Here is a 24,674-nt window from a genome sequence, read left to right as displayed (position 1 = left end):
ACTATCGATTGTTTAAGACGATCTGGCGGGGAATCAAAAACATGATAGCACTTGCTCAGCCGTTCGACCGTCACGAGAGAGTTAGAGGACATCGGCGAACCCTTTCCGAGTCTTCTGAAACCATGCATAGCCCAGCCAGGCGAGCGCGGCACCCGCCATAGTAAAGATTGCAAGCCCCTCCCAGTCTGGCAGCTCCCCATAAAGGGTCACCGCCCGCGCCTGTTCGACCGCAAACGTAACCGGATTGAGGTACAACACTGTCCGATATGGCTCGGGCACTGCAGTGATTGGATAGAAAATCGGCGTCATAAACATGCTGGCCATGGTGATCAGCCCGATCATCTGCACGAGGTCGCGCAAATAAACGCCGAGCGAGCTAAGGAAGTAGACAAGGCCCAGTACCGCGAGCAGAAAAGGCACCAGCACGAACGGCAGTAGCGGCAGGGTCGGCGAAAGAGTGCCTGACATTGCGAAATGCACGGTGACGACAATGACGAGACCGATCGAAGCCGTGATGAGCGCGTTGAGTACAACGACGATCGGCAGAATCTCAAGCGGGAAGACAACCTTTTTGACGAACGAGGGGTTGCCAAGAAGGATGGTGGGTGATCGTGAGAGTGCCTCAGAAAAAAGGCCATGCACGACCATGCCGATCAGAAGGGTCACCGTGAACGTAGCTTTTTGCGCCTGCTCCACACCCCACCGGGACTGAAACACGACCCCGAAGACGAACAGAAACACCAACACCATGGCAAGAGGGGTGAGGACCGCCCACAGAACACCCATGATTGATCCGCGGTATTTGGCCGTGAACTCGCGTACCACGAGGCGACGGATCAAGCCGCGGTAGCGGAAGACTGTCCCGATCATGCCGTGAGGCGAAATGGAATGATCAAGCATGTTGACGGTCCCTCGCTTCGCCCGCGGGTGGACCGTCCGGCTTGTCGTTCACTTCTGGAGCCTTCCGCCAGAACGCGGCGGCACCGTCGATCGGCTCCAGGCGCTCTGTAATTCCGTGCTTTGCACGGAAGTCATCGACCGCTTTGCGGCACGGCTCCAAGATGTAGTCATCGACAATCACGTAGCCTCCGGGTGACAGCTTGCTATAGAGCGCATCGAGCGCCTGAATCGTCGATTCATACATGTCACCATCGAGGCGCAGGAGCGCCAGCCGCTCAATCGGAGCCGAGGGGAGAATGTCTCTGAACCACCCCTCGAGGAAGCGAACCTGATTGTCGAGCAGCCCGTAACGTCGAAAATTCCGCTTCACCTCATCGACCGGGACAACTAGCGCGTCGAAACTGTGATGCTTGTCTCCGCGGTCCTCTGGGAACGCCTCCTCGTTGGGAGGAGGAAGTCCGCGAAACGAGTCTGCGACCCACACCGTGCGATCGACAATGTTGTGCGCACCTAGAATGCCGCGCATATAGATGCACGCCCCGCCGCGCCAGACCCCGGTCTCGATCACGTCTCCTGGCACGCCCTCCTCGATGACCTGCTCGAGCAGATGACGTAAGTTGCGCATGCGCACCGCGCCGATCATCGTCAACGCCTGCTTTGGCCAATCCCGGCCAATCATACGAATATCCAGGTCAAACTTGGCATCTGACCATGGGCTTGTAGCCGGATCTTCCGTCAAAAGGCCAACCAACGAGCTTTCGAGCAAATCGAGATAGGCGCGGCTGTTGACGTTCCCACACTTGTCGTCACACGCGGGCTTCATCAAGGACTCAAGTTGGTAGCCCAACAGAGACAATTTGCCCGTTATTAGAGCTGACTGATTGTTATTGGCGATGTGCAACGCCGCCGCTTGCCCCTTCAATGCGCTGTTCTCATCGACCAGCGCCGCCTGCCGTTGCCGCAGTCCGGTGAGCTCTATTTCGCGGTCACCGAGCGCCTGCTTCAGACGAGCAATCTGATCAATATGAGCGATCTCTGCTTCCTGACGTTCAACGAGGTTCTTCTCCAGCACGGCAACCTGCTGCGCGTGAGCGGCCGCCGCCGACTGGTGCTCGACGATCACCTGTTCAAGCCGTGCTATTTGCCCGACATGTGCCGTGTGCGTCACCCGATCCTCGGCGAGCCTCCCCTCTAGCACAGCAATCTGCTGCGTATGCCCAACGCCCGCCGCCTCATGCGCGGCCACGACTTGTTCAAGTCGAGCAATCCGCTCAAGGTCCGCCGTATGCCTTGCGTGGCCCTCGGTGATCATCCTCTCGCGTTTGGCAAGTTGCTCAAGATCAACGGCGCGGGCAGCCCGATGATCGATGGCAGCCTGCTCGAGGCGGGCAATCTGATCGATGTCTGCTTCATGGACAGTTTGCTGCTCCGCAAGCCGCCCCTCCAACCTCGCGATCTCCTCCACATGTGCCGCGTGCGCGGACTGATGCCCGACAACGGCCTGCTCCAACCGGCCAAACTGGTCGAGTTGGGCGGTGCGTGAGACCTCGTGCTCGTTAACCGTCTGCTCGAGTTGCGCAGCCAATGCCCGATACTCGGGTGAAGCCAGGACGATCCGCTGCTCTATGCGTTTAGGTATCACAGCGCGGTATATGCGCCGGCGCGCCCGGCTTAGCGATCGACCCGCGAAGCTTGCCTCCTTCGGCTGAAGCACTAACTTCATAACATAGCGAGCACGACGGAGCTGAGCTGCAATCGTCGTAGCCCCAGGAACGGTACGCGCAGCGTGCCGGATGAAGTGACCGACAACATATTTGCGGGGCATTAAGGAGATGATCCGCCGCCAGTTACGAGCAATAAAGCGCAGATCACCGATCTGGCCTCGCGAGACTGCCACTCGGCACATGGTCAAGAATAGGCTCGTCTCGAATTCATCCCCTCGCTGAGACACTCCCTGCGCTATACACACGCTCATGCGGGCGGCGTACGCGTCAGCAACGTTCCATGCATAGGCAGGTTTGATATTTATCACTGAAAGGCGAAAGGGCAGTTCGAAGAACAGTCCATCTCCGATCAGCTTCGAAAAGAAATCCATATCCTCGCATATGTGCCTGCCCTCATCGAACCGCGCGCCGGTCGCTTTGAACATGAACGAGGGCGTCGGAAAGATCCTGTCAAGGGTCAGCAGATAATCGCGCGCGCTATAATATAGCTTCTGCCTGGGTGCAAAATCATCGGTGTCGAGTCCATTCTGCGAGTAAGCGGTCGAGACAGCTTTGCAATCAAGCCCGAGCATGGCCGCTACTTGGTAGTCGATCTTTTTTGGATGCCAAAAGTCGTCCGCATCAAGTAGAGCGATGTACTCACCATTGGCGGCATCTAGTCCACAGTTACGTGCATACGAAGCCCCGCGCCGGGCCGATGCATCGATCACTTTCAACTCCCGCCCGTGAGTCCGAGCGATAGAATGAATTTCGCCGATTGCTTCGTCGCCCAAGTGAGCATTCGCCGCCAGTAGAATCTCAAGATTGGCATAGGTCTGTTCGACGACAGACTTGACGGCACTTAGCAGGAGTGAGTCGACCCGTACAAACGGCACAATCACGGACACGAGGGGTTGTTCATGTAGCTGCGGAACTTGCGACTCAATCGCCAGCCGCAACTCGCTGAAAACCTTCTCGCGTGCTGTCGGGTAGGGCGACTGCCACAAATGGTTGGCGAGCTTCGCCCAATATTCTGCGGGGGAGCGCTCGTACGAAAAGACACCGATTGAGGGGGATTCGGCGATGAACCGCGACCATAGCTGGTCAGACTCTCGCATGGCGAGGTCGTGCTTTGCGAGGGTGTCCTGCTGCGGGTGCACGCGCGCGGTGACCAGCACGTCGTCATGATAGACTATGCTGAACCGTCGCAACAAGCGATAGAAGAGATCGTAATCCTGCGTCGTCCGCAGTGACTCGTCGAACAGGCCCACTTCAGTGAACGCATCGCAGCGGATCAGGAGGCAGTTACCATTTATCGCTCCGCGGAAGAGACCGTAGAGCGGCTTGCGCCCAAATTCCTCAACGTCGTAATAGTGTTGCGGGAAACTCTTGCCGGTTGAATCATCAAGAATGCGATATGCGCAGCACGCGACCTCTGCCGCACCATTCGCCCCAGAAAGCACCTCGATCTGGCGCTCGATTTTCGTCGGATCGTAGGCATCGTCATGGCTCAGCCAGGAGAAGTATTCGCCCCGAATTTGCCTGATGCCCCAATTGAACGCGCTCCCGCAACCACCGTTTTCCTTTTCGAAGTATCGTATTCGGTCACCGAACGACAGCGCGACCTCACGGGTTGCTCCATGATCCGTAGATCCATCATTCACGACGATAATTTCGATATTCCGGTAAGTCTGATTCAACGCGGATTGAACAGCGTCAGCCAGGAAGTTCGCGCCGTTGTAGACGGGGATGACGACAGATACGAGCGGCTGCTGCAGCGCTTGGCTCATACGCGTTCTCCTACGTTGAGCGACGCGTCCGAGACGGTCTTACCCTGAGCTGCCGCCCGCAATCGCTGGGCGTTTTGTACGCGCGTGGCCCAGGGCAATGGCCGCAACTCGGCTCCATCTTCAAAGCGGTAATATGTCAGACCATAGTCGTCAAACAGCTGCTTGCATCCTGCAGCATCGCTTAAACATACCGTGTAGCCTCTCAACGCGGCGTATGCCGGATTCCAGTGGACATTTGCTTTACCTGGATAGGCCACGATGGTGCAGTCCGGATCCTCGATGTCCCACCAGTTCTCGCCGGATTCCAAGATGTCGATTTGAGGAGCGATGGACCGTATGATTTCCGATGCCTCGATCGACTGGAACTTCAAACTAGGACCATAGGCTTTGAGGCGAACTTCGTAGTCCCGGACGCGCGGCGTTAGTTCGGTCAGACGGTGAGGCTGGTGTATCCCGTCGAGTGGCCCCGCATAGATAACATGCAACGTTTTTTGCCGGTCGGCGCGCGCGCGGCATCGATCACTCGACCAATCCAAGTGCCGCGGCATAAATAGACACGGATCCAGAACAGCGACTTCGCCCGAGTGGCCACACTGCTCCACGAACGCGGACTTCTCCCGCTCGGATGCTGCCACTATCTCGTCCGCAACGGCGATCGACGACTGCTCCAGCTTGCGCCAAGCCCTCACGTAATCGAACAAGCTGGCGTGGTTTTCATAGCTGGCCGCGAGCATTCGCGAGTTCATGCCATGCAGTACGAAACGCAGGCGAACGCCAAGCATCCTTTTGACGAGATGTCCAAAAGGATAATATGACGGCAGCTCGATCAGATCAGTCGGGCCAGCGGCCATCCCCGAACGCAAGTGCTCAAACCACGCGGCATGCTGGATCAGGATTGCTGTCTCCAACGGGTCTGATCCGGCGGGTGGGCCCCCCGCGCCAGCCTGTGTGTTCGGGATTCCTCGAATGCCGCCTGGCGCTGCTGAGCCACTTCCGAAGCAGCTATAGTTCGTGTCCATCGCCGTTGCTCGCGCCCTGTTGAAATAGAAGTAGCGGGCCGCCTCGTTAGCCGACGAGCAATAGTCACCAATCAAAATCTCCATTTCAAACTTCTCTAATTTTACATAGCCCGATCTCAGGCCGGTGTAGCGATCCTCACTCGCACGTTTGAGAGGCAGGGAAACTCAAGGTAATTATCTGCTCTCTCGGGCGATACGAGAGCAGCTCGACTTCACGCAATTCAGTTTGCCTCCACCGACGAGCGATTTCGATGCAGTTTGGCAGACACGAACCGCGATAAGAGGAGGATCGAATACGGGCGCGCGATTCGCCCGTGCCTCAAACACAGCGAAACATTGCTGATCAATGAGCGCGCCGCACTTACTGCGCGACCATGCTTCAGGAGGTACGTTCCAAATGCGTAAATCGATATACCAGGTCCGAGGACGAGCTGCGGCTCGTCGAACGCACACCCCCACGTCAAGCCCCCACTACCAACCAACACTATGCGGCACCCAATATTAGGGCGCTAAGTTGTGGTCAACCCTGTCTCGCATGACGGCGTCGAATGTATCTTTGATGCTCACTACGAGCCGCAGCCGATCGCTGCCAACAACGGGGCTTTATGATTGTCGCCCGATCGACGTATCGCCGCTTTCCCGCACTACCTGCGACCGAATGCAGAATTACTGCGTCTTCACGCCTAGAAACGCGCGACGCAAACGCAAGCGCAAGGCTACTCTGCCGTGCCCGCCGCGCCGTAAGGCCGGATCGGGATGATCTCGTTCGTGCGTGGCGTACCGATCTGTTGTCGGGGCGACACGCTCGGGTGCTCGATTAGATTGTTGGTGCATTACGTACGATGTTTGTCGGAGTCGCGCCGCCAGTTCTAGTGTTGGTTGGACGAGGAGAGGCGTTCACTTCTCTTACCGTGCGCAACGGTGGGCGTGGTGTTCGTAATGTTGCCAGGCGAGGCCGTCGTTTAGGTCGTTTTTTTACTTTGTTGGAGATCGCTCACGGGAGTCCTCCTGAGGGCAGATTGCTGAAGTGACGTATTGTGTAAGGTAGTGAAATAAGAATGGCGGGGGTGGGCGCCATTACTGGTGTGGTGCGCGATGCAAGCCAACGCGGCGGTGGCATGGCTGCTGTTGCGCGGTCCTTGCATCATGCCTTGCTGGCGCAGCGAATTGCCGCTCACCTAGTCTGCGGAGTAGCGCCGGAACAAACCATCGAACATGTATACGTGGCGGGCCGAACCGTTGGCGGCATCGGTGTGCTCCCAAAGCAATTGCTTTGTGGCGTGATCCATATTCACGGACTTTGGACACCTTTCGAGTGCCTTGCACAGTTACAAGCATGGCGTAGTCCAGCCTTACTCGTTATCAGCCCCCATGGGGCACTGTCGCCTCGCGCACTGGATCGCAAGCGCCTAAAGAAGCGCGTTGCTTGGGCTCTCTACCAGCGTAGCATTGTTCAGCGCGCCCATCTGCTCGTTGCAAATTCAGAACAAGAGCATGACCACCTTCGAAGTTCCGGGCTGACCTCTCCCATTGCCATCATTCCTAATGGAGTCGACGGGCCGAAAACCCCTCTCATTTGGCCGGACGGCGTCAACGCGGAGCGAAAGAAGATCGTTCTGTTTCTTGCTCGTCTATGTCCCACGAAGGGGATTCCCGACCTGCTGGAAGCGTGGCACGGCCTCGAGAATCGTCGCGGCTATGAACTGCATATCCATGGATTTGGCGACCCGGCCTATCGGGCCTCTCTGGAGGTCCGGATTCGACAACTCGGTCTTCAGGGCGACGTGAAGCTTCTCGGTCCGCTATACGACCGGGAGAAATGGCAGAAGCTTCACGCCTCCTCTATCTACGTCCTGCCGTCTTACACGGAGAGCTTCGGGATTACAGTTGCCGAGGCCCTTTCAGCCGGCCTCCCGGTCATCACCACCAATGCAACGCCTTGGACCCACCTTGCGGAAAAGAACCTAGGTTGGATTGTTAAAAATGACATCGGTCAATTGCGACAAGCATTGCGAGAAGCATTGTCGCTGTCTCCATCTCAGCTGAAAGCGATTGCCGATCAAGCGCGGTGCTACGCGCGGCAGTTTTCATGGCCTGACATTGCCGGACGATATCTTAGAACTTACGAATGGCTCTGCGATGAAGCAGCGTCTAAGCCTGAATGGGTCAGCTTGGTCTAGACTAATGCGTATTTTGATTGTGACTCAGTATTTTTGGCCGGAATCATTTGTTGTCAACGATCTGGTTCGATGGCTGACGAAGGCCGGACATTCAGTAACCGTCGCGACGGGCAAGCCGAACTATCCGACCGGCGAACTTGCACCTGGATATACGCGGGATCGCATTCAATACGAGACGTTCGCCGGCGCGAAAGTCATCAGAATTCCGAGCCGGCCGCGACACAAGGCCACTGCGCTCAATCTTGCCCTCAACTACCTGTCCTTCGCTTGGTCAGGTCTCTTGTGGTTTCCACGGCTGCTCAAACGGTACGAGTTTGACGTTATTCTCGTGCTCGCGATGCCAATAACTGCGGCGCTTCCAGCTATTCTTCTGCGCTGGCGCAAACGCTGCCATCTTGCGCTCTGGGTACAGGATTTGTGGCCGCAGGTCGTCACGTCGACCGGCTTTGTAGATAGCCGCGTCGTCGTAGCCACTCTTCATGTTCTGGTCAGATTCATTTATCGCGCCGCGGACACCGTTCTGGTTCAGTCAAATCAGTTCGTGGGGCCGATCGCCAGAATGATTCCTAAGAAGAGGATATTTGTCCTTCCGAATTTTGCCCCCTCCAGTGAGGAAGACGCTCCTCCATTGCCCCACGCAATCGCGCGCTTGTTTCCGCGTCGGTTTTCGGTTGTGTTCGCAGGCAACCTTGGCAGAGCCCAGTCGCTGTCCACGATCGTCCATGCGGCGCGCATTCTTCGGTTCTACCCTGACATCCTGATTGTCGTCGCCGGTACGGGCAGCCATGCCGAGACGTTGAGACAAGCAATCAGTGCTGCTGAGCTAACAAACGTCCAAATGATCGGCATGCTGGATCGCCGCATGATGCCTGAATTGTTCAGGCGCGCGGATTGTCTCCTCGTGACTCTTGGCGATCACCCGGCTCTCAACGCAACCATTCCAAGCAAAATACAGGCCTACATGAAAGCGGGGAGGCCGATCGTCGGAGCTGTCAATGGTGCGGCTGCTGATCTGATCGAAACAGCGGGAGTCGGCCTCACTGCTCAAGCCGGAGATGGTGCTGGCCTCGCGCAAAACATCATCGCTCTGACGAAAATGCCTGCAGCCAAGCGGCTGGAAATGGGTCGAGCCGGTCGGTCGTATTACGAAGAACACTTTAATGCCGATCAGGTTCTGAGCCGGCTATTGGGAATTTTGCAAAGGGGAACGAGTTGCCATGCCTGACAGTCGGGTCCTTATCCTGGGCGCGAGCGGAATGTTAGGGGCGGCTGTATTCCGCTCCTTTCTTGCGTCCGCCGATTTCGAGGTGATTGGAACCATAAGGGACAGAGTTGCTCTGGGCTTCTTCTCGTCTGCAGCATCGGCTCGTCTGCTGCAGTTGGATGTTCTTGACGAGGACGCGCTTGTCTCGCTTCTCGATCGCGAGCGTCCTGCTGCGGTCATCAACTGTATTGGCCTGGTGAAGCAGCTTGCGTCGGCGGCCGACCCGCTGGTCGCTCTACCGATCAATGCGATCTTTCCGCATCGGCTTGCCCGCATCTGCTCCTTGATTGGCGCCCGCTTGATTCACATCAGCACCGATTGTGTCTTCTCCGGATCGATGGGAAATTACACGGAAGATGACGCCACCGACGCTCAAGACCTATATGGTCGATCAAAGCTCCTGGGAGAGCTCGTTGACTACGACCATGCTGTGACGCTGCGCACGTCGATTATCGGCCGCGAGCTCTATAGCGCACATTCGTTGGTCGAGTGGTTTCTTTCCCAGCAGGGCGCCGTCAAGGGCTACGCAAAGGCCATTTTCTCGGGGTTGCCGACGGCGGAACTTGCTGCAGTAATTCGCGATATCGTGCTGCCGAGAAAAGATCTCGCGGGACTCTATCACGTCTCAGCAACGCCTATCTGTAAACTTGATCTGTTGCACCTTCTCGCGCGTCAGTACGGAAAGCGCATTGAAATTCTGAAGGATGATCAGATGAAGATCGATCGCTCTCTAAGCTCCGAGAAATTTCGAAGAGAGACAGGCTATCGCGCGGCTGATTGGCCGGAACTCATCCGGCAGTTGTACGAAACTGATGTGCGTCGAGAGATGAAGAATGTTTAAGAACAAAACGTTGATGATCACTGGCGGGACTGGCTCGTTTGGAAACGCTGTCTTGCGTCGCTTTCTCCACACTGAGATTGGAGAGATTCGTATTTTCAGCCGCGACGAAAAGAAGCAAGAGGATATGCGTACGGAGCTTAAGAACCCAAAACTTAGGTTCTTCCTGGGCGACGTTCGAGACTACGGAAACGTTCGTGAGGCTATGAAAGGAGCCGACTATATCTTCCATGCCGCGGCGCTGAAGCAGGTGCCTTCCTGTGAGTTCTATCCGATAGAAGCGTTGCGCACTAATGTGATTGGCACGGAGAACGTGCTGCAGGCGGCAATAGAAGCGGGTGTGGAGCGCGTTGTCTTCCTAAGCACAGATAAGGCGGTCTATCCCATCAACGCCATGGGCCTGTCGAAAGCCATGGCCGAAAAGGTTGTGCTGGCGAAATCGAGGGCGGCCGGCGACACGATCATGTGTATTACACGATACGGCAATGTGATGGGGTCCCGCGGCTCCGTCATTCCATTGTTCATACAACAGATCAAGAACGGTCTCCCCCTCACGGTGACAGATCCCAATATGACCCGATTCTTGATGTCGCTGGAAGAATCGGTCGAGCTTGTCGTTCATGCGTACCAGCGAAGCAGGCCAGGCGATATATTCGTGCAGAAGGCTCCAGCGGCAACCATGGGTGATCTGGCGGTTGCACTGAAAGAGCTCTTCGAAGCGAGTAATCCGATCAATGTCATCGGCACTCGGCACGGAGAAAAGTTGTTTGAGACGCTAATCGGCCGCGAGGAGATAATGAGAGCCAGTCATTCAGATCGGTACTTTCAGATCTCTGCGGACAACCGTGACTTGAACTACGACAAGTTCTTTGTGGAGGGTGAAGTGGAGCTCTCGAAAGTCGAGGACTATACTTCTCACAATACGTATCGCCTCACCGTTGAAGGCCTTAAGGACCGCCTATTAGCTCTCGATTTTGTTCGCGCCGAAATTGGACGAACGTCCGATCGGCCTGAGCTTGCAGCGTTGTGAAAAGGCGGCGCAGCAAATGAAGGTGATGACATTAGTCGGAACGCGGCCAGAACTCATCAAGATGAGCCGCGTGATCGCGGAATTCGATGCTCAGCTTAATCATATCCTTGTCCATTCGGGGCAGAATTACGATTTCGAGCTGAACCAAATCTTCTTTGATGAGCTTGGAATCCGCAAGCCGGATCACTTTCTGGGAGTGAACAACGACTCGCCCGCCAAGGCGATAGCTGATGTCATAGCCAAAACCGATGAGGTGCTGAACGTCGAAAGGCCGGATGCTCTGTTGCTCTACGGCGACACGAATACCTGTATCGCCGTGATTGCCGCGAAACGGAGGCAGATTCCAGTCTTCCATATGGAAGCTGGTAACAGATGTTTCGACCAGCGTGTGCCGGAAGAACTGAACCGAAAGGTCCTTGATCATCTTAGCGACGTAAATCTGGTGCTCACAGAACACGCGCGTCGTTACCTGCTCGAGGAAGGGATCCGGCCTGAGACGATTATCAAGACCGGCTCCCACATGCAGGAAGTGCTTCAATTCTACATGCCAAAGATCGAGGCATCCGACATTCTGACGCGACTTGGTCTGGAAGAACGAAAGTTCTTCCTCGTGAGCATTCACAGGGAAGAAAACGTCGACAGCGTCGAGAATTTGGGTGACATCTTGAGCACGTTGCGGGATTTGGCTGGCAAGTACGGTTACCCCGTCCTGGCTTCCACGCATCCCCGCACCCGGAAGCGGCTGGATGCGATTGGGCGGATCGATTTAGATGATCGGATAATATTCGCGAAACCGTTCGGATTTATCGATTACATTCGTCTTCAAATGGGCGCACTCTGTGTTCTTTCCGACAGCGGCACCATCACTGAGGAAGCATCGCTTCTCAATCTGCCTGCCATAACAATCCGAAATGCGCATGAGAGACCCGAAGGCATGGACGTGGGCACTCTCGTCATGAGCGGGCTGAAGAGCCGACGCGTTCTGGAGGCCGTGCAGGTCGTCATCAATCATCATCAGGCAAGCTCCCGGACGTTTAGGATAGTGCCAGACTACGAAAGCGGGCCTGTCTCAAAGCAGGTGCTTCGCATCGTGTTGAGCTATGTCGAGTACGTCAATAGAACGGTGTGGCGCAAACGTGCAGGCGGAGAGTAGCCTTGTCGGCAAAGGACCGCGCGCCCGGACGCATTGGCTCGTCATCGGTACGCTGACGTAGGCGCCCGTTCCCTTTAGCGACTTCTCGCGGCTGGTAGGGGAGCCCAACAATGGCAAAAGGGCATGCTCATCTTATTAATTCTCAAGCTCAACAACGCAATTTCCCAGCTTGCAGCTGAGGCCTACCTCGCCTGCACGACCTGGAGCGGCCCCGACCTGGCTCGCGCGGAAACGCTACGAAGTCGCAACGTTGACATCGCGGTGCTGGGCCTCGCGGCCGCGTTACCCTGGTCGACCAGCGCAACCAGCATACTTGGGATTGTGATTCTCTTTCTCTTTTGGCCAACAATCAGGTCGGAGCGGCTGTTTGCTGTCGTAAGTCAGCCTGCCGCAGCTTTGCCGATTGCACTCCTGGCTCTTGCCGCCATCGGAACAGCTTGGGCGACCGCGGTGCCTTGGTTAGAGCGGCTCGGCGCTCTCGACAAGACGATGAAGCTACTGCTGCTCCCGGTCCTGTTGCTGCATTTTCAGCAGAGTCGGAGCGCGATATGGACATTCGTCGCCTTCGTCGGTTCGAACCTCATTTTGCTAGGATATTCGTTTCTGACATGCGTTGTGCCCTCGCTTGCTGTTGTTGAAAAAGTGGGTTACGCGGGCGTTCCGGTGAGAAACTATATCGACCAAAGCCAGGGATTTGCATTCGTTGCAATTGCCTTAGCTGGTCTTGCGTTCGAGGCCGCCTCTCGGCAACGCCGCTATTTTGCTGCGGGCTTCGGAGCGGCCGCTGGCCTGTTCTTCGCCAACCTTGCGTTTGTCAACGTCGCTCGGACGGCGTTTTTTTATATCCCCGTTATGTTGGTCCTGGTGATGGTGCGCTACCTCAGCCGACGGGAGCTCATTGCGGGATTGATCGGAGTGGCGATCATCTGCGGCGGGCTATGGCAGATATCTCCTAACCTCCATCGGAAAGCCTCTACGATTTTCACTGAATTGGCCGTCCAACGGGATGCTCCAATAGGAGTTAACGAGCCGTCGGCAGCCATGAGGCTTGAATTTTGGCGCAAATCATTGCGGTTTTTCGAAATAGCGCCCCTCATCGGCCATGGGACTGGTGCTATCCGTGATCTCTTTCAGCAAGATGCAATTGGCCAAACAGGGGTATCGGCCGTCGTTGTTAGCAATCCTCACAATCAGACGCTCGCCGCTGGCATCCAGTGGGGTAGCGCTGGAATCATCATTCTGTGGGCAATGTGGATAGCCCACCTGCGGCTCTTCTGCATCAGCACCCCGGTGGCTTGGATCGGCATGCTGGCAACAGTGCAGAACATCGCAAGCTCGATCTTCAACTCTCATCTGATGGATACGTACGAGAGCTGGCTCTACGTCCTCGCCGTCGGAACTGCGGGAGGAGAAGTGTTGCGAATCCAGAGCGGTACTGACGTTCGCAAGACAGCCAGTTCGTTGGGGGCCACGCAGTTGCAGTGAGTCGGAGGCTCGCCAAGACCAGATCCAGCATTTTGCCCTCTAGCACAAAGGAGATACTTCATTTTATTGCTGCTCTCGCTCTCTTGAGCATGGTCTCCGTCATTTGCGAGGCCAGCTTCCGCGTGAGATCCTGGTCCTCGGCGGCCATTGCTTTCGTCGTTTTGTCGGAGATCTCGCGGACCGTATCCATGACCGTGGCCTGCAGGACGGCGACAACCGGTCCCACGCGCGCTTGTTCACGAGCAACAGCGAGCTGACATAGCCGAGGTTGAGCCGGCAATTGTATTTGAAGAGATCGCGCCAGACATGGCCATATCCCGAGCTTGCCGTGATTGCGTCGTCGACGACGCCGCGATCGAGCAGCGGGCACTTCCGCAGTGCCCAGCGTCACCGGCGATCCGTCCATTCGCTTGATGAACTCGGCTTTATCGGGCGAGATCACCCTGATCTTCTGGCCCTGAAGGTCCTTAAGCGACTTCAGCTCCTTGCGCGACCAAATCACCCCGAAAACACGTACTCGCCGACACGACGATGCCACGCTTGGCTGGCGCTCAGCGACTCGGCGCGACGCATTATCGGGCAGCATCTGATCAATCTCGTCGACGATGCCGGCTATCTAGCGCCGGACCTCGGAGAGGCTGCCGAGCGCCTCGGCGCTTCGCAGGCGGTTGTCGAGGCGGTGCTCAAATAGCTGCAGAAGTTCGGTCTCCCTGGCGTCTTCGCGCGGAATCTGAGTGAGTGTCTGGTGATGCAGCTTCGTGAACTCAACCGGTACGACCCCGTGATGCACGCGCTGGTCGAAAATCTCAAGCTGCTTGCAAAATGTAACATTTCGTTTTTGCGCGCAACTGTGCGGGGTCGGCGATGACGACATCACGGACATGATCAGAAAGATCCGCAGACTCGATCCGGAGCCGGCTTTGAAGTTCGGCACATCGCGGACGCAAATTGTCGCACCGGATGTATATGTGGGGCCAAGGCCAGAAGGCGGCTGGCATTTCGAGCTCAACAGCGACACGTTGCCGCGCGTGCGGGTGATTGAAATCTACTGCAAGGCACTGTCGAAGCCGATCGGCAACCCTGTCGAGATGACCTGCTTCAGTGATCGTCTGCGGTAATGAAACCAGCCAACAATTTGTGCAGGCGAGATCCTTTGAGCTGCTCACGCGCCCCGATTCAGTTTCGAACGGCTGGCGAGATCAGAGGCGCACCATAGAAACGTTCCCGCGACCATCGACGCAGCAACGATGTCAGCTTTCATCCTGATTTCCGCGCGGCGGAGCGAGACCCGTATGGGTTCACCGGAAAGCATGCCGGCTCATGGTCCGTCTGCTTGCGCTGACGCACGAGCGCGGCAGGGGTCCCAACTCGCCGGTCAGCTCGCCGCCGATCTGAACGTCGGCGAACTGTACCGATTTCGGACGGCGGCGCGCACACTTTATGGCCGCTCCTGCCCCTTGTCGCGGCTCACGGTCCAGCTTGCTCGGCCCGCGATCCGTGCCCCCTCATCGGCAGCATAGCGTCCAGCGCCTGATCGATATCATCGCAGATGACCGTGTTGCCGCCATCGCGCGCGATGGACGATTGCGCGATGCGCCGCATGAACTCCTTGATGAAGGCGGCGCTGACGCCCTCGCTCTGTCGCACGGCTTCAGCGACAACGGCCTCAGTGAGTGGCAGGCGTTTGCCATAGAGCCGCACCAGCTTGTCGCGGCCATTAGCATCAGGTAAAGGCACCTCGATGACCTGGTCGATCCGGCCAGGCCGCGCCGCGAGCGCGTCCTCGAGCTCTTCCAGTCGGTTGGTGGTAAGTAAGAACACGATGTCGGCGTCCTCCTTCAGCCCATCCATCTCATTGAGCAGCTTGTTGAGCAGCACTTCTTCGTCCGTTTCTCGCATCTCATTGCGGTCGCGCGCGATCAGATCGACGTCCTCGATCACCACCAATGCCGGCTGCAACAGCCGCGCGAGGTTCATATATACACCGAGCGCACCGACCTGCCCGGCTGCCATTATTAGGGTGGTCTGATCAGCCAGGTTAGTTGCGAGGTATCGGATCGTGTGGGTCTTGCCGGTGCCGGGCCGGCCATGAAGCAAGATGCCCTTGCGTGTCGATTGGCCGAGCCGGCGCAGCGCATCGCGCATTCCGACAAAGCTCAATACATTTCCATCGAGCAGTTTGAGCACCTTTTCGGGCAGGATCACGTCCGCGGGGTCTACCCGGGGCCAACGATGCACCGTAACGCCGCGCGAACGGCCGCTGTAATTCGGATCGCTCTCGAGGGACAGGATCTTGCCACGGTACGATCCGGCGGATTGTACCGCTCTCTCCAGTTCAACGAAGCAGTGCTGCGCGAAAGACTCGCCGGCCCCGCCGGCGGGCACCGCGACCTCAATGTGCATCATCTCCTCTGGGTCGGTCCCGCATTGTTGCACTGGCTCGCGGTAATAGTACAGCACGACAGCGTAACGAAACTCGTTCGCCTCGGATAGCCACAGCCCATTGTGCAGGCATTTGACTGGAGTAGCCTCGCCGATGTCGATCTCGTGGTATTGTGGCGACGCCAGCAAGACGGCATCGTCTCCGGCGCGCCGGAGCTCCGCGAATGACAGCTTCTCCAAAACCCATCGCTGATGCAGGCCAAAGAAGCGGACCGGCGAAGCGAACAGCTTGTCGATTGCGATCTGGATGTCCGCGCGCATGTGGCCGGGAAATCGCCGCACCATAGTCACGAGGCTGTTCGGCGGGATATCAGCGAAATGCCAGGCAACCGCGTCACGGGCCAATTCGAAGTGGATTTCGGACGGATCTGGCGCCTCGGTTTCGCCAGCAGGCTCGGAGGTGATTTGCAACGTATGTCCTTCAGCTCGGATTCGTTCCTGCGCCGCATCGAAGAGCGCCTTTGCAACTGACGGTGGGAAGGGGCCGCACGCGGCCTTGTCCTGCCGTTCGATCAACATGGAAAGGGCGTAGGCATCGCGCTGATGTCTGCCGAACACCTCCCGGAATAGATCCACCACGAAATCGCGCGGCGTCTTACCGCCATCTTGAAAAACCAGCTGTACAGACTCGGGCACAGTGTAAACTTGATGATCCATCCAAAGCTCCTAGTATGAGTGAAACGGTTTGTCGTTGGCCTTACTTCGCTTGATGCGCTCCGTTCCTCGTACGGTTGTTTCGATGAACTTGCGCTTTGCCGTCCAGGCGCCATTTAGCCGCATGGAGTGAGGAGAACTCATCGGCGGCTCACGGTGAGCCCCATCAAGGCCTGCGTCGATTGGGCCGAATGGCGCAATCGACTGTGATAGCCGAGTAAGGACACGCAGGCCCCAGCGGACCAAACGCACAATCGCGTCGTGGACCCGGGCGACGGCATGTTTGGCCTTTGTCAGTATCCTCACAATTGTGCTCTCTCCTACAGTCCTTACGCGCCCGTGTTGGTGTAAAGGGCGAATGATGTCACTGCTTGTCATCAAGCCTCTCTCGTTTCCGGATCTTTCAGCAAATTGCATGCCGGTCGCGAAAACGACTCTCAAACTATTCTTTGCAGGAGAATCGGCACCTGCCGAGGAGCATGAGCTTCGCTTCTTGAAGCGTCGCGAGTTGCCAGATTAGCGAGCGGAAATTCACGCGCATCGCGGTTCTGCCGACGACACTAGCCACACTCTGGCCGGACTTTTCGCAACCGACATCCCCCCTTTTGGACAAGCGCTAGCGATAGGCCCCGCCGCGCCAGGATACGGCCGCACTGGCGCTAACAACCGCACCACCGATCACCACGATGTCCGCTGACTTGGGCTGCGCCTCATCACTGCTGATGTGGTGGATAATGGGCGGCACGGGGCCTCGGCAATCAAGAAGAGCTAGCGGTATCGGCGACGCGGTGTCGCATAATGCACCGACAGCTGCGGCATTTTGGTTCTTTGTGCCGAACATCGCCGGCATTCGGGAGTGCGCTGAAGAGGCGCACGGCCACCCTCGAGGCGTTTGCGCTGCAATGCGAGAGTGCTTGCGCCGGTGGGACGAGAATCGTCAAGCGACATCCGGATTTAAGGCGCCATTGCGCACTAACGATGTTACCGACAACTTCCCTGTCGTGTCTGGGCGGAGCTGCCGAATCAGTTCGGTGGCGGCCATGGCAGGAAAGATCGGCACGCGCGCAAAGCGCGAGATCACATCAGCGCTGGCGGAGCGTTATCGGGCGAGCGGGCAGCTCGAGAAGGAACGGATTTTAGACGAGCTGTGCGCCGGTACGCGACGGCATCGTCAGCACGCGATCCGAGCACTGTCGGGCTCGGCGGTGCCGCGGCGACGGGGCCGGAGCTACGGAGCTTCGATTCACGTTGCACTAATTGTGCTATGGGACGCCTCTGACCGGCTCTGCAGTAAGCGGCTCGTCGCGATGATCCCGTTCTTGCTTCCGGGTCTCGATCTGCTGTTCAACACCCCCCTCGTCTCGCATTAAGGCGTCCTTCTTGATGTGGAAGAAGTGACGTGTCGGACGATCAACGTCCGCCTCTTGCCATATTAAGCGTGTCAGGATCGACTGCTTTGAACTTCGCTGACGGATTCCAAATAACGCCCTTCCTCGGCTCTCGCGGTCGCCAGGCGCGGTTACGACGCGCCGCGTCGTCTCGGATTGATCCCAGTCAATGCAGTGGGCGCGCCGCAGCACGTCAATGAAGAAATAGACGTTTGCGGGATGCATACTTTCGGGCGCCATCACCTTAAGTGGAAAGAACGCGACGCTCCGCGGTGTCAAGTCCTCCAGCGCCGCACGCCGCAATCCGAAACATAGAAAAAGCAGCTGGTTAGCCTGCAGATGTCGGGAAACGAAGGCGTCATCAGCTGTTCGGTTCGCAGCCATGGGATCCTGTTGAAGTGCAACGCCCTCAATATGCTTATCTATGAGTTGGTGCGAAGGACTTGGTACATCCCCCACTCATGTTCCGTTACATCCAAGAGGTAAACCATTCCGCTCTCTGCTTTGAGCTTCTACTCGGCGTCTTCCGATCTGCCCGCGAACCGAAAGTACCCATGACCCACCGTAATCCGCGCTTCACACGAACGCTGACCCGGCCAAAATCGTCCTGCCGTTGAACGCGGATATCACTTGTGAGATTCGATCGAGCTAATTAGTTTTTGGCCGCTTCCTCGCATCCAGCACCGGCTCAGCGGCTCGATCGAAGCCGCGTTCCAGTTAGGCGGTGTCTGCCAAAGAATGTTGCGAACGAAGAAGTCCACGAGCTTTAGTTCGCAGTAATTGCCTGGCACTCCGTGGTTTGCGTTCGGCACCACAAGCATGTCGAAGAATTTTCCTGCGTCGATAAGACGGTCGGCAAGCTGGAAGGTGGATGACGGATCGACGTTTTCATCCAGTTCGCCGACAATCAGCAACAGCTTACCTTGTAATCGGTGCGCGTTGTCGACGGCGGAGGATTGTGAATATTCGATGCCGACCGGCCAGCCCATCCACTGCTCATTCCACCAGATCTTATCCATTCGGTTGTCATAGCAACCACAATTAGCGACCCCAACCTTGTAGAACTCAGAATGGAAGAGGAGTGCGCTCACCGCATTCTGACCGCCGGCGGACGCACCAAAAATGCCAAGGTTTGAAATATCGTACCACGGATAGTTTGCGCTCGCCGCCTTGTGCCACAGGATTCGATCGGGAAGGCCACCGTCCTTCAGATTTTTCCAGGCGACGTCGTGGAACGCTCGCGAGCGGTTGTTCGTCCCCATTCCATCGATCTGTACAACGACGAATCCAAGTTGCGCGAGCGGCTCGGCCGAGGCTGAGAATGACTTCGGAACGAAAGAACCGTGAGGGCCAGCATATATTCTCTCTACGACCGGATATCGCTTGGCTTGATCGAAATTAATGGGAAGGTGAATGACACCCCAAATATCAGTCTCGCCATCTCTCCCCTTCGCATGAAAGCTGAGCGGCGGCGTCCAGCCAGCAGCGACGAGCTCCGAAATGTCGGCGCTTTCGACCTGCATGAGCTTCGAATTGTCACTGGTTCGGTATAAGACCAAGCTCGGCGGAAGGTCGATTCGTGAACACAGGTCTACAAAGTACCGGCCATCTGGCGAGAACTCGATGTGATGATTTGCCGCTTCCGGCGTGAGCGCAGTCAGGCCCGTCCCGTCAAAGTCGATTCGGTAGCCATGGATGAAGTAAGGATCTTCGCTTGCGTTCATTCCGCTCGCGCCAAACCAGATCTGGCGCCTCACCGGATCGACAAAATAGACCGTCCGGACCACCCAATTGCCTCTGGTGATCTGATTTTTGAGCTCGCCGGTTCGGCCATCGAAAAGGTAGAGATGCTCGTGTCCGTCGCGCTCGGACGCCCAGATGATCTCCTTTCCGTCTGCGACGTTATACTGAAAGATTTTGCCAGTGCACTCCTGGTCCATGTTCAGCGGCTGATAGTCGATGAAGGTCTTGCTGCACTCATCGATCAGCGAGCGGACTTCTCCGGTGGCTGCTACCACTTCTAGCAGTCGATAGAGCTGATGACCTCGTTGATTATACTTGAAAGTGAAAGCTCGACTGTCCTCCCACCACTCGATCGGCGAAAGTTCGTAAGGATTTCGGAATAGATCGTTGTCGAGTTGGATCTCGCGTCGGCTGCCGATCTCAAAGAGCACCGGATGTGATACCGTCAACAGGTCGCCAGGTTTAGGATACGTCATCGTCCGGCGCCTCGGATGAAGCTGGTCGGTCGGCGACGATTCGACGAAATGAATCTTACGCTCGTATCCGGGGCGGAACCGGTATCCCGCAAGATAGCGCGAGTCCGGAGACCAACTCAGTGTCGACAACCCGTAGTAGTTGCTCTCGGATCCGTCCCAGGTGAACGGCATGTCCTGCGAGCCATCCTTGCTGCACAGGAATAGATTGTGCCTATTGATATAGGCCAGCCATTTACCATCAGGAGATGCGCTTTTTTCCTTCGGATCATTTTCTATCCGAGGGCTGCCATAGGGGTTCTCCTCATGGACTTTGGAGGAAGCGTTCTGGGTTAGACAAGTGTAACTCACAAGATCGCAGCTCCACCTGGTGTTATCGATCTGGAAGCTGATTTCGCGACCATCGCTAGGCAGGTCAAAGCGACGGAATGGCAGATTGGCAGCGTCGTAATGCCTCTGCGTTGCTCGGGTCAGGGCGGCAGCCAGCTTATCATGATCAAAGGCCAGCTGTTTTGCGCCCTTGACAACGTTCACGAGCATGAATTGGCGCCGGCCCCTTACACTTCGGCAATAAGCAAAGGCCTCACCGTCTGACATCCAGAACGGCACGTCCGCGACATTGACCGTGAGCTGAGCATAGTAGCCGTTGATCGAGAGCGCTCGTTCGTAATCCGCTACCTGCAGGATCTCGCGTCCCAGTGTGTCTTTCAGGCGGTTCACGGCTTCCTCCTCCTCTGAGCTAACGGAGCCATCGTTAAGGTGCCCCGTATACGAAAGGAGCAATAAGGCTCGCTGATAGGGTGCGGCTAAGTCGTGGGCCGAAAGATCTCCAGTGCCCTTTCGGTTCAATCCCCTTGAGCTCCGTTCCAAGTCCTCCCTGCAGAAATGATGCCATCGAAGCTGCAGGCGTTATTGCGTTGTTATCTGATCCCCTTGGCGGCTAGAGCACAAGAAGAGTAACGCGAACACGAATGTGTAAAATCAAACACAGAATCGAGTTCGGCAGTAGCGGCAGGTCGAGCGATCAAGGTTAGGCAGCGGTCATACCCCGAAGCTGTGACTCTCGAGAAATATCAACCTGCTTCGGACGCGAGTGCGAGGGCATACAAGCACACGCGACCTTGCCTAGTTGCGCCACAGCACGCGGTTTCAAGTGGCATGTCAGGTTGCCAGACCGAGCCGGCGCGGATGTCCGCTGCGGTCTCGTGGACATTTGTTCGAAGAACATCGAACGTGTTTGATGCAATCTTGGCTGAATTGCTTCAATCCTGTCATGGAGCGCTACTCTTGTCGCGGGCTACGCTTAGTGAGAAGCGATTTCCACCAGAGTGCTATGGCCGGCCCAGGAACATATCGTCCTGCACTCCGGCGCTGGGCCCCGCCTTTGGAGGCCGTTTCAGGATTCGCCACGTGGCCCTCGCGGCCGCGGGCGCGGGGATGCTGATTCATGGCCGGCCCACATTCAGTGCCCGTTGGCACAGCGGACAAACGCGCGCCCAGCGAGGCAATGCGCAAACTCGTGCGCGCCCTTGCCCGCGCCGCAGCGATAGCCGCGCAGAACAGCAGAACCATCAAACCCAGTGCAGGCGATGATGATGAGAGCGGCGATCTACACAATGTTTAGTGACAAGGAAAAGCAGACCGCCAAGTCGATCGAGGATCAGGTCGCGCTGTGCCGCGCATTCTGCAAGCATGAGGGTCACATCGTCGTTGAGCTACTCCGATCACGGCATTTCCGGCCCCTCGACCATCAACCGCATGGGCTTTCAGCGCCTGATGCCGAATGCCAGGAGCCGGAAGTTCGATGTGATCGATTCGAAGTCTCTCGACCGCATCTCACGCGACCTCAAAGACCTGGGCGGCTTTCACAACGAACCAGGTCTGCCGGCGTCCAGTTGATCGCTGCCCAGGACAACATCGATCGCTCGGTTTGCTCGACGAGTATGGGCCTGATCGGCAATAGCGGCACATAATCGCGACTCCAAATACAACCGCAGCGTGGGCATCATTCCGTCATTCTCCCGAAGTCAGGGAATGCGCGAGCACAGTAACACGCTCCTCGCAACCGGTCACGCCTAGGGCGTCGAGATCAATCCACGAGCTGTTGCAACTATCCAGCGGTTGCCCCAACGCACGATAGAATCGATTCGCCCGATGCCGGGGACCACGTCGCCCCGTGCTGCCATTCGAATCCCATCGGGCCCTTCGAGCACCGCCGTTCCGCCGCGAACGTCAAGGACTGTCCAACCCCCAATTGTCGTTGGTCTTGTCTCGGGAACCGACAGGAGCGGCCCCGCAGGCTCAAGCGAGCCGGTCACAGACATGTCCGTCTCCACAGCAGAGGAAGCTTGCTTCGAAGCTTCCGCCGATTGCGCCGCACTCGACGCTTTGGCGAGAGGCTTCGGAGCAAGGCTCGCGCTGACTGTGGAGGGCTGACCTAAACCAGGCGGTGCTCGCGAGCCTGATGCTGATGCTATCTTTCGGGCGCTTTCGGCCTTACCGCCTGACTTTGTGTCAGGCATCCGGCGCGAAGCCGTATCTATCTGAGCAATTGGGTTGAGAGCCGAGATAGTTGCAGGACCATACAAAGCCCCAGCCCATCCCAACCCGAAGCCCCCAGCTAATGCGGCCACGACGAGCCAAATGGTGCGATTTGGATGGCCGCTTGGCTCTAATAGCGCCAGGATCTCATCTCGATTGGAGGTCAAGAAATCTGATTGGTCGAGAGTGACGGGCCACGTTGCGACCTCGCCACTGCCTTGATCCGCGACCGCCTCGATCCTTTCCAAGGTATTGGCATGATGCAGTTGCATGCTCGGACCCCTCGTGGTCCCCAATGATCATGCCGGGAACTAAACCAACTCTTAACAGCCGATGTCCCTCAGCACGAATAAGACAGCGGTGGATCGCGCAAGAAACCAAAAAGGCGTGATGCCTGGCGGTCGCCCGGGAGCTCAACGCCAAGCCGGCCGGACTGTGTCTGCAACCATGTGCTGCTGGACCGCCCTTGCATTCGTGCGATGCGCGGCGGAGCCTCCGAGGGATCGACCCCTAGATTTCATAGTGCACAGTGGCGCTGAGATCATCGATGTTTCCCTGGCGGACCTATCGAGCCTCATGTCGTCTCACCATCGCGAAAACGTGCACGCGATTGGCATGTGCTAAGCGGAGGAGCAGTTAAGGCGAGGCCCGGTTTGCCTAGGCGCCAGGGCCTCATAGTCCGCCCCCTGGCCCTCCGCGGCGGAGGAGAGGGAGAGTGGCCGGCGGTCCGATGGGCAAGGCGGGGGCATGCGCCACGCGGTTGTCATGATGCACGCAACTGGTCGCAATGGGGCGCGGGTATAATTTGTAATGTTCGATGCGATCCTTCAAACCGGGGCCGCCAGGCGATTAAGAGCGGCCCTAAGCAGCCGTCGTGCGACTAAGGGCAGAAGGGAACTACCACGCCTGAGAGATCGCAGCGCGCGAGAGTGCCGCGGTACTAAGCCTGCAGCTTTAATCTTTCGAAACGAAATCAACCCGAAAGACAAAGCGAAAGCAACGCGCACTGAACAACGATGTAGGACATGGCCCCTGTTAATGCCACCGTCATTTATGGGTTGTATGTTCCTACCCTGGATTGCATATTTTTCCCGTTGTCGACCGCCTATTGCTTTCAACAATCATGGTTTGGGCAGTAATGAGTAATCGAGCTCGGGTTTACAATTATTCGACTATTCTGGGCGAACGGGTCGAGGGACTGGTCGCACTATTTCGAGAACTGCAGGCCCTCCGGCGTCGCCTACGAGCCGCTCAGGCGAGAAGGATTGCCAGGACTAGCCGTATCCCCAAGGCCAGCCGTAGAAGGAGAGTTCTTCGGCGGAGCTAGCTATCGCAAGCTCGTAGAGCCGTTCAATGCGATGATCGAACTTGCCACTTCGGCTTTTTGGAACGCTCGCATCAGATCGCTTTTACCGACGCCTCATTTTTCACTGCCTGCGCAGCACCGAAGCATTGGAGCAACAGTCTCCCAGCACTTTGCCCCAGTGCACGATTCTTAATTTGCGTCATGCGCGCGATTCAGCCCTGCTCTCTGTACGAAGCAGACAGTGTATGGGGGACGGCGAGAATGATCGTACGGGCGGCGGCCATTGTTGCCTTGTTGCTGATCCCGCTGGGGTCCGAAGCCTTCGCTTCGCGTCACCATAGGCCCACAGGGCGCATCTCTTGCAGCGAGGTCAGATACTACGTTGCGAAATATTCGGCACCAGTGGCCGAGATGTACGCGCGTAACCATGGCGCTACCGACGCACAGATCGAGCGGGCGCGCCGTTGCTTAGCCCCAAACGAGACTGCCGAAACCGAGCGACCACGCGCTTATACTGATTGAACTGATGATCGCCACCCGCTCCGCCTCAATGGAGGAACACTACTCGCCGTCTCGGCGAAAGCTATGTCTGTTGTCCGCCCAACTCGGACCCTGAGGCTGCTTTAAGCGCTTAATGAACGTCTCGGTCTAACTCTCGCAACAGTCGATGAAGGAAGTCGCTCGCGTGGTTATATTGTGCACCGCCGTCCAGGATCTGATGAGCGAGTGGTGACATTATGTTGCCAACAGCCTCAGGGCTAATCA

15 protein-coding genes and 1 pseudogene are annotated in these 24,674 nt (G+C 57.0%); 9 read left to right on the top strand and 7 right to left on the bottom strand.

The annotated features are described in order from the left end of the window. Positions 1–81: 81 nt before the first annotated feature. The 3 genes from AAE027_RS30270 to AAE027_RS30260 are packed head-to-tail and all read right to left on the bottom strand — an operon-like array spanning position 82 to position 5,496. A complete protein-coding gene (locus AAE027_RS30270) occupies positions 82–900 on the bottom strand; it encodes an ABC transporter permease (protein ID WP_370989624.1) in 819 nt (272 codons plus the stop codon). Continuing rightward, positions 893–4,393, bottom strand: coding sequence for a TylF/MycF/NovP-related O-methyltransferase (locus AAE027_RS30265; RefSeq protein WP_370989623.1), 3,501 nt, complete (start codon positions 4,391–4,393; stop codon positions 893–895). Before AAE027_RS30265 ends, AAE027_RS30270 begins: the two co-directional genes overlap by 8 nt. After that, the gene (locus tag AAE027_RS30260; RefSeq protein WP_370989622.1) at positions 4,390–5,496 is read right to left on the bottom strand and encodes a hypothetical protein; all 1,107 of its coding nucleotides are present in this window, start codon (positions 5,494–5,496) and stop codon (positions 4,390–4,392) included. Before AAE027_RS30260 ends, AAE027_RS30265 begins: the two co-directional genes overlap by 4 nt. A gap of 974 nt (positions 5,497–6,470) precedes the next feature. On the opposite strand from AAE027_RS30260, the gene AAE027_RS30255 reads away from it, so the two are divergent. From AAE027_RS30255 to AAE027_RS30230, 6 genes are all read left to right on the top strand, one after another. Then, the gene (locus AAE027_RS30255) at positions 6,471–7,592 is read left to right on the top strand and encodes a glycosyltransferase (RefSeq protein WP_370989621.1); all 1,122 of its coding nucleotides are present in this window, start codon (positions 6,471–6,473) and stop codon (positions 7,590–7,592) included. A gap of 4 nt (positions 7,593–7,596) precedes the next feature. Beyond that, positions 7,597–8,817 carry a glycosyltransferase family 4 protein gene (locus AAE027_RS30250; RefSeq protein ID WP_370989620.1) on the top strand — a complete coding sequence of 407 codons (1,221 nt, stop codon included), beginning with the start codon at positions 7,597–7,599 and terminating at the stop codon, positions 8,815–8,817. Then, positions 8,810–9,697, top strand: coding sequence for a dTDP-4-dehydrorhamnose reductase family protein (locus AAE027_RS30245; RefSeq protein ID WP_370989619.1), 888 nt, complete (start codon positions 8,810–8,812; stop codon positions 9,695–9,697). Before AAE027_RS30250 ends, AAE027_RS30245 begins: the two co-directional genes overlap by 8 nt. Continuing rightward, a complete protein-coding gene (locus tag AAE027_RS30240; protein WP_370989618.1) occupies positions 9,690–10,724 on the top strand; it encodes a polysaccharide biosynthesis protein in 1,035 nt (344 codons plus the stop codon). Before AAE027_RS30245 ends, AAE027_RS30240 begins: the two co-directional genes overlap by 8 nt. Then, positions 10,684–11,877: a non-hydrolyzing UDP-N-acetylglucosamine 2-epimerase gene (gene wecB / locus AAE027_RS30235; protein WP_370989617.1), complete on the top strand. Its 1,194-nt coding sequence runs from the start codon at positions 10,684–10,686 to the stop codon at positions 11,875–11,877. Before AAE027_RS30240 ends, wecB begins: the two co-directional genes overlap by 41 nt. A gap of 123 nt (positions 11,878–12,000) precedes the next feature. After that, positions 12,001–13,362 (top strand): O-antigen ligase family protein, encoded by a 1,362-nt coding sequence (locus AAE027_RS30230; RefSeq protein WP_370989616.1) that lies wholly within the window; start codon positions 12,001–12,003, stop codon positions 13,360–13,362. A 58-nt stretch (positions 13,363–13,420) separates the two neighbouring features. On the opposite strand, the gene AAE027_RS30225 is transcribed toward AAE027_RS30230, so the two are convergent. Further along, positions 13,421–13,948 carry a hypothetical protein gene (locus tag AAE027_RS30225; protein WP_370989686.1) on the bottom strand — a complete coding sequence of 176 codons (528 nt, stop codon included), beginning with the start codon at positions 13,946–13,948 and terminating at the stop codon, positions 13,421–13,423. Between AAE027_RS30225 and AAE027_RS30220 the strand changes: the two are divergent. Continuing rightward, positions 13,907–14,477, top strand: a pseudogene (locus tag AAE027_RS30220) (RNA polymerase factor sigma-54); the annotation flags it as partial. The gene AAE027_RS30225 and the pseudogene AAE027_RS30220 sit on opposite strands and share 42 nt — an antisense overlap. Positions 14,478–14,829: 352 nt before the next feature. On the opposite strand, the gene AAE027_RS30215 reads toward AAE027_RS30220, so the two are convergent. Beyond that, positions 14,830–16,461, bottom strand: a complete 1,632-nt coding sequence (locus AAE027_RS30215; RefSeq protein ID WP_370989615.1) for an ATP-dependent Clp protease adaptor ClpS — start codon at positions 16,459–16,461, stop codon at positions 14,830–14,832. Positions 16,462–17,498: 1,037 nt separating this feature from the next. Here AAE027_RS30215 and AAE027_RS30210 point away from each other — a divergent pair. Further along, complete coding sequence (locus AAE027_RS30210; RefSeq protein ID WP_370989685.1) at positions 17,499–17,828, top strand: hypothetical protein; 330 nt, start codon at positions 17,499–17,501, stop codon at positions 17,826–17,828. On the opposite strand, the gene AAE027_RS30205 is transcribed toward AAE027_RS30210, so the two are convergent. Beyond that, positions 17,721–18,230: an imm11 family protein gene (locus AAE027_RS30205; RefSeq protein WP_370989614.1), complete on the bottom strand. Its 510-nt coding sequence runs from the start codon at positions 18,228–18,230 to the stop codon at positions 17,721–17,723. The genes AAE027_RS30210 and AAE027_RS30205 overlap by 108 nt on opposite strands. A 242-nt stretch (positions 18,231–18,472) precedes the next feature. Beyond that, the gene (locus AAE027_RS30200) at positions 18,473–20,782 is read right to left on the bottom strand and encodes a S9 family peptidase (protein ID WP_370989613.1); all 2,310 of its coding nucleotides are present in this window, start codon (positions 20,780–20,782) and stop codon (positions 18,473–18,475) included. Between the two features lie 903 nt (positions 20,783–21,685). Between AAE027_RS30200 and AAE027_RS30195 the strand changes: the two genes are divergently transcribed. Next, a complete protein-coding gene (locus tag AAE027_RS30195) occupies positions 21,686–21,961 on the top strand; it encodes a recombinase family protein (RefSeq protein WP_370989612.1) in 276 nt (91 codons plus the stop codon). The last annotated feature ends 2,713 nt before the right edge of the window (positions 21,962–24,674 follow it).

The organism is Bradyrhizobium sp. DN3 (assembly GCF_041357655.1).
GTDB lineage: Bacteria > Pseudomonadota > Alphaproteobacteria > Rhizobiales > Xanthobacteraceae > Bradyrhizobium.
The sequence above is the reverse complement of the archived record's forward strand: the minus strand, read 5'-3'. Positions and strand labels throughout refer to the sequence as shown.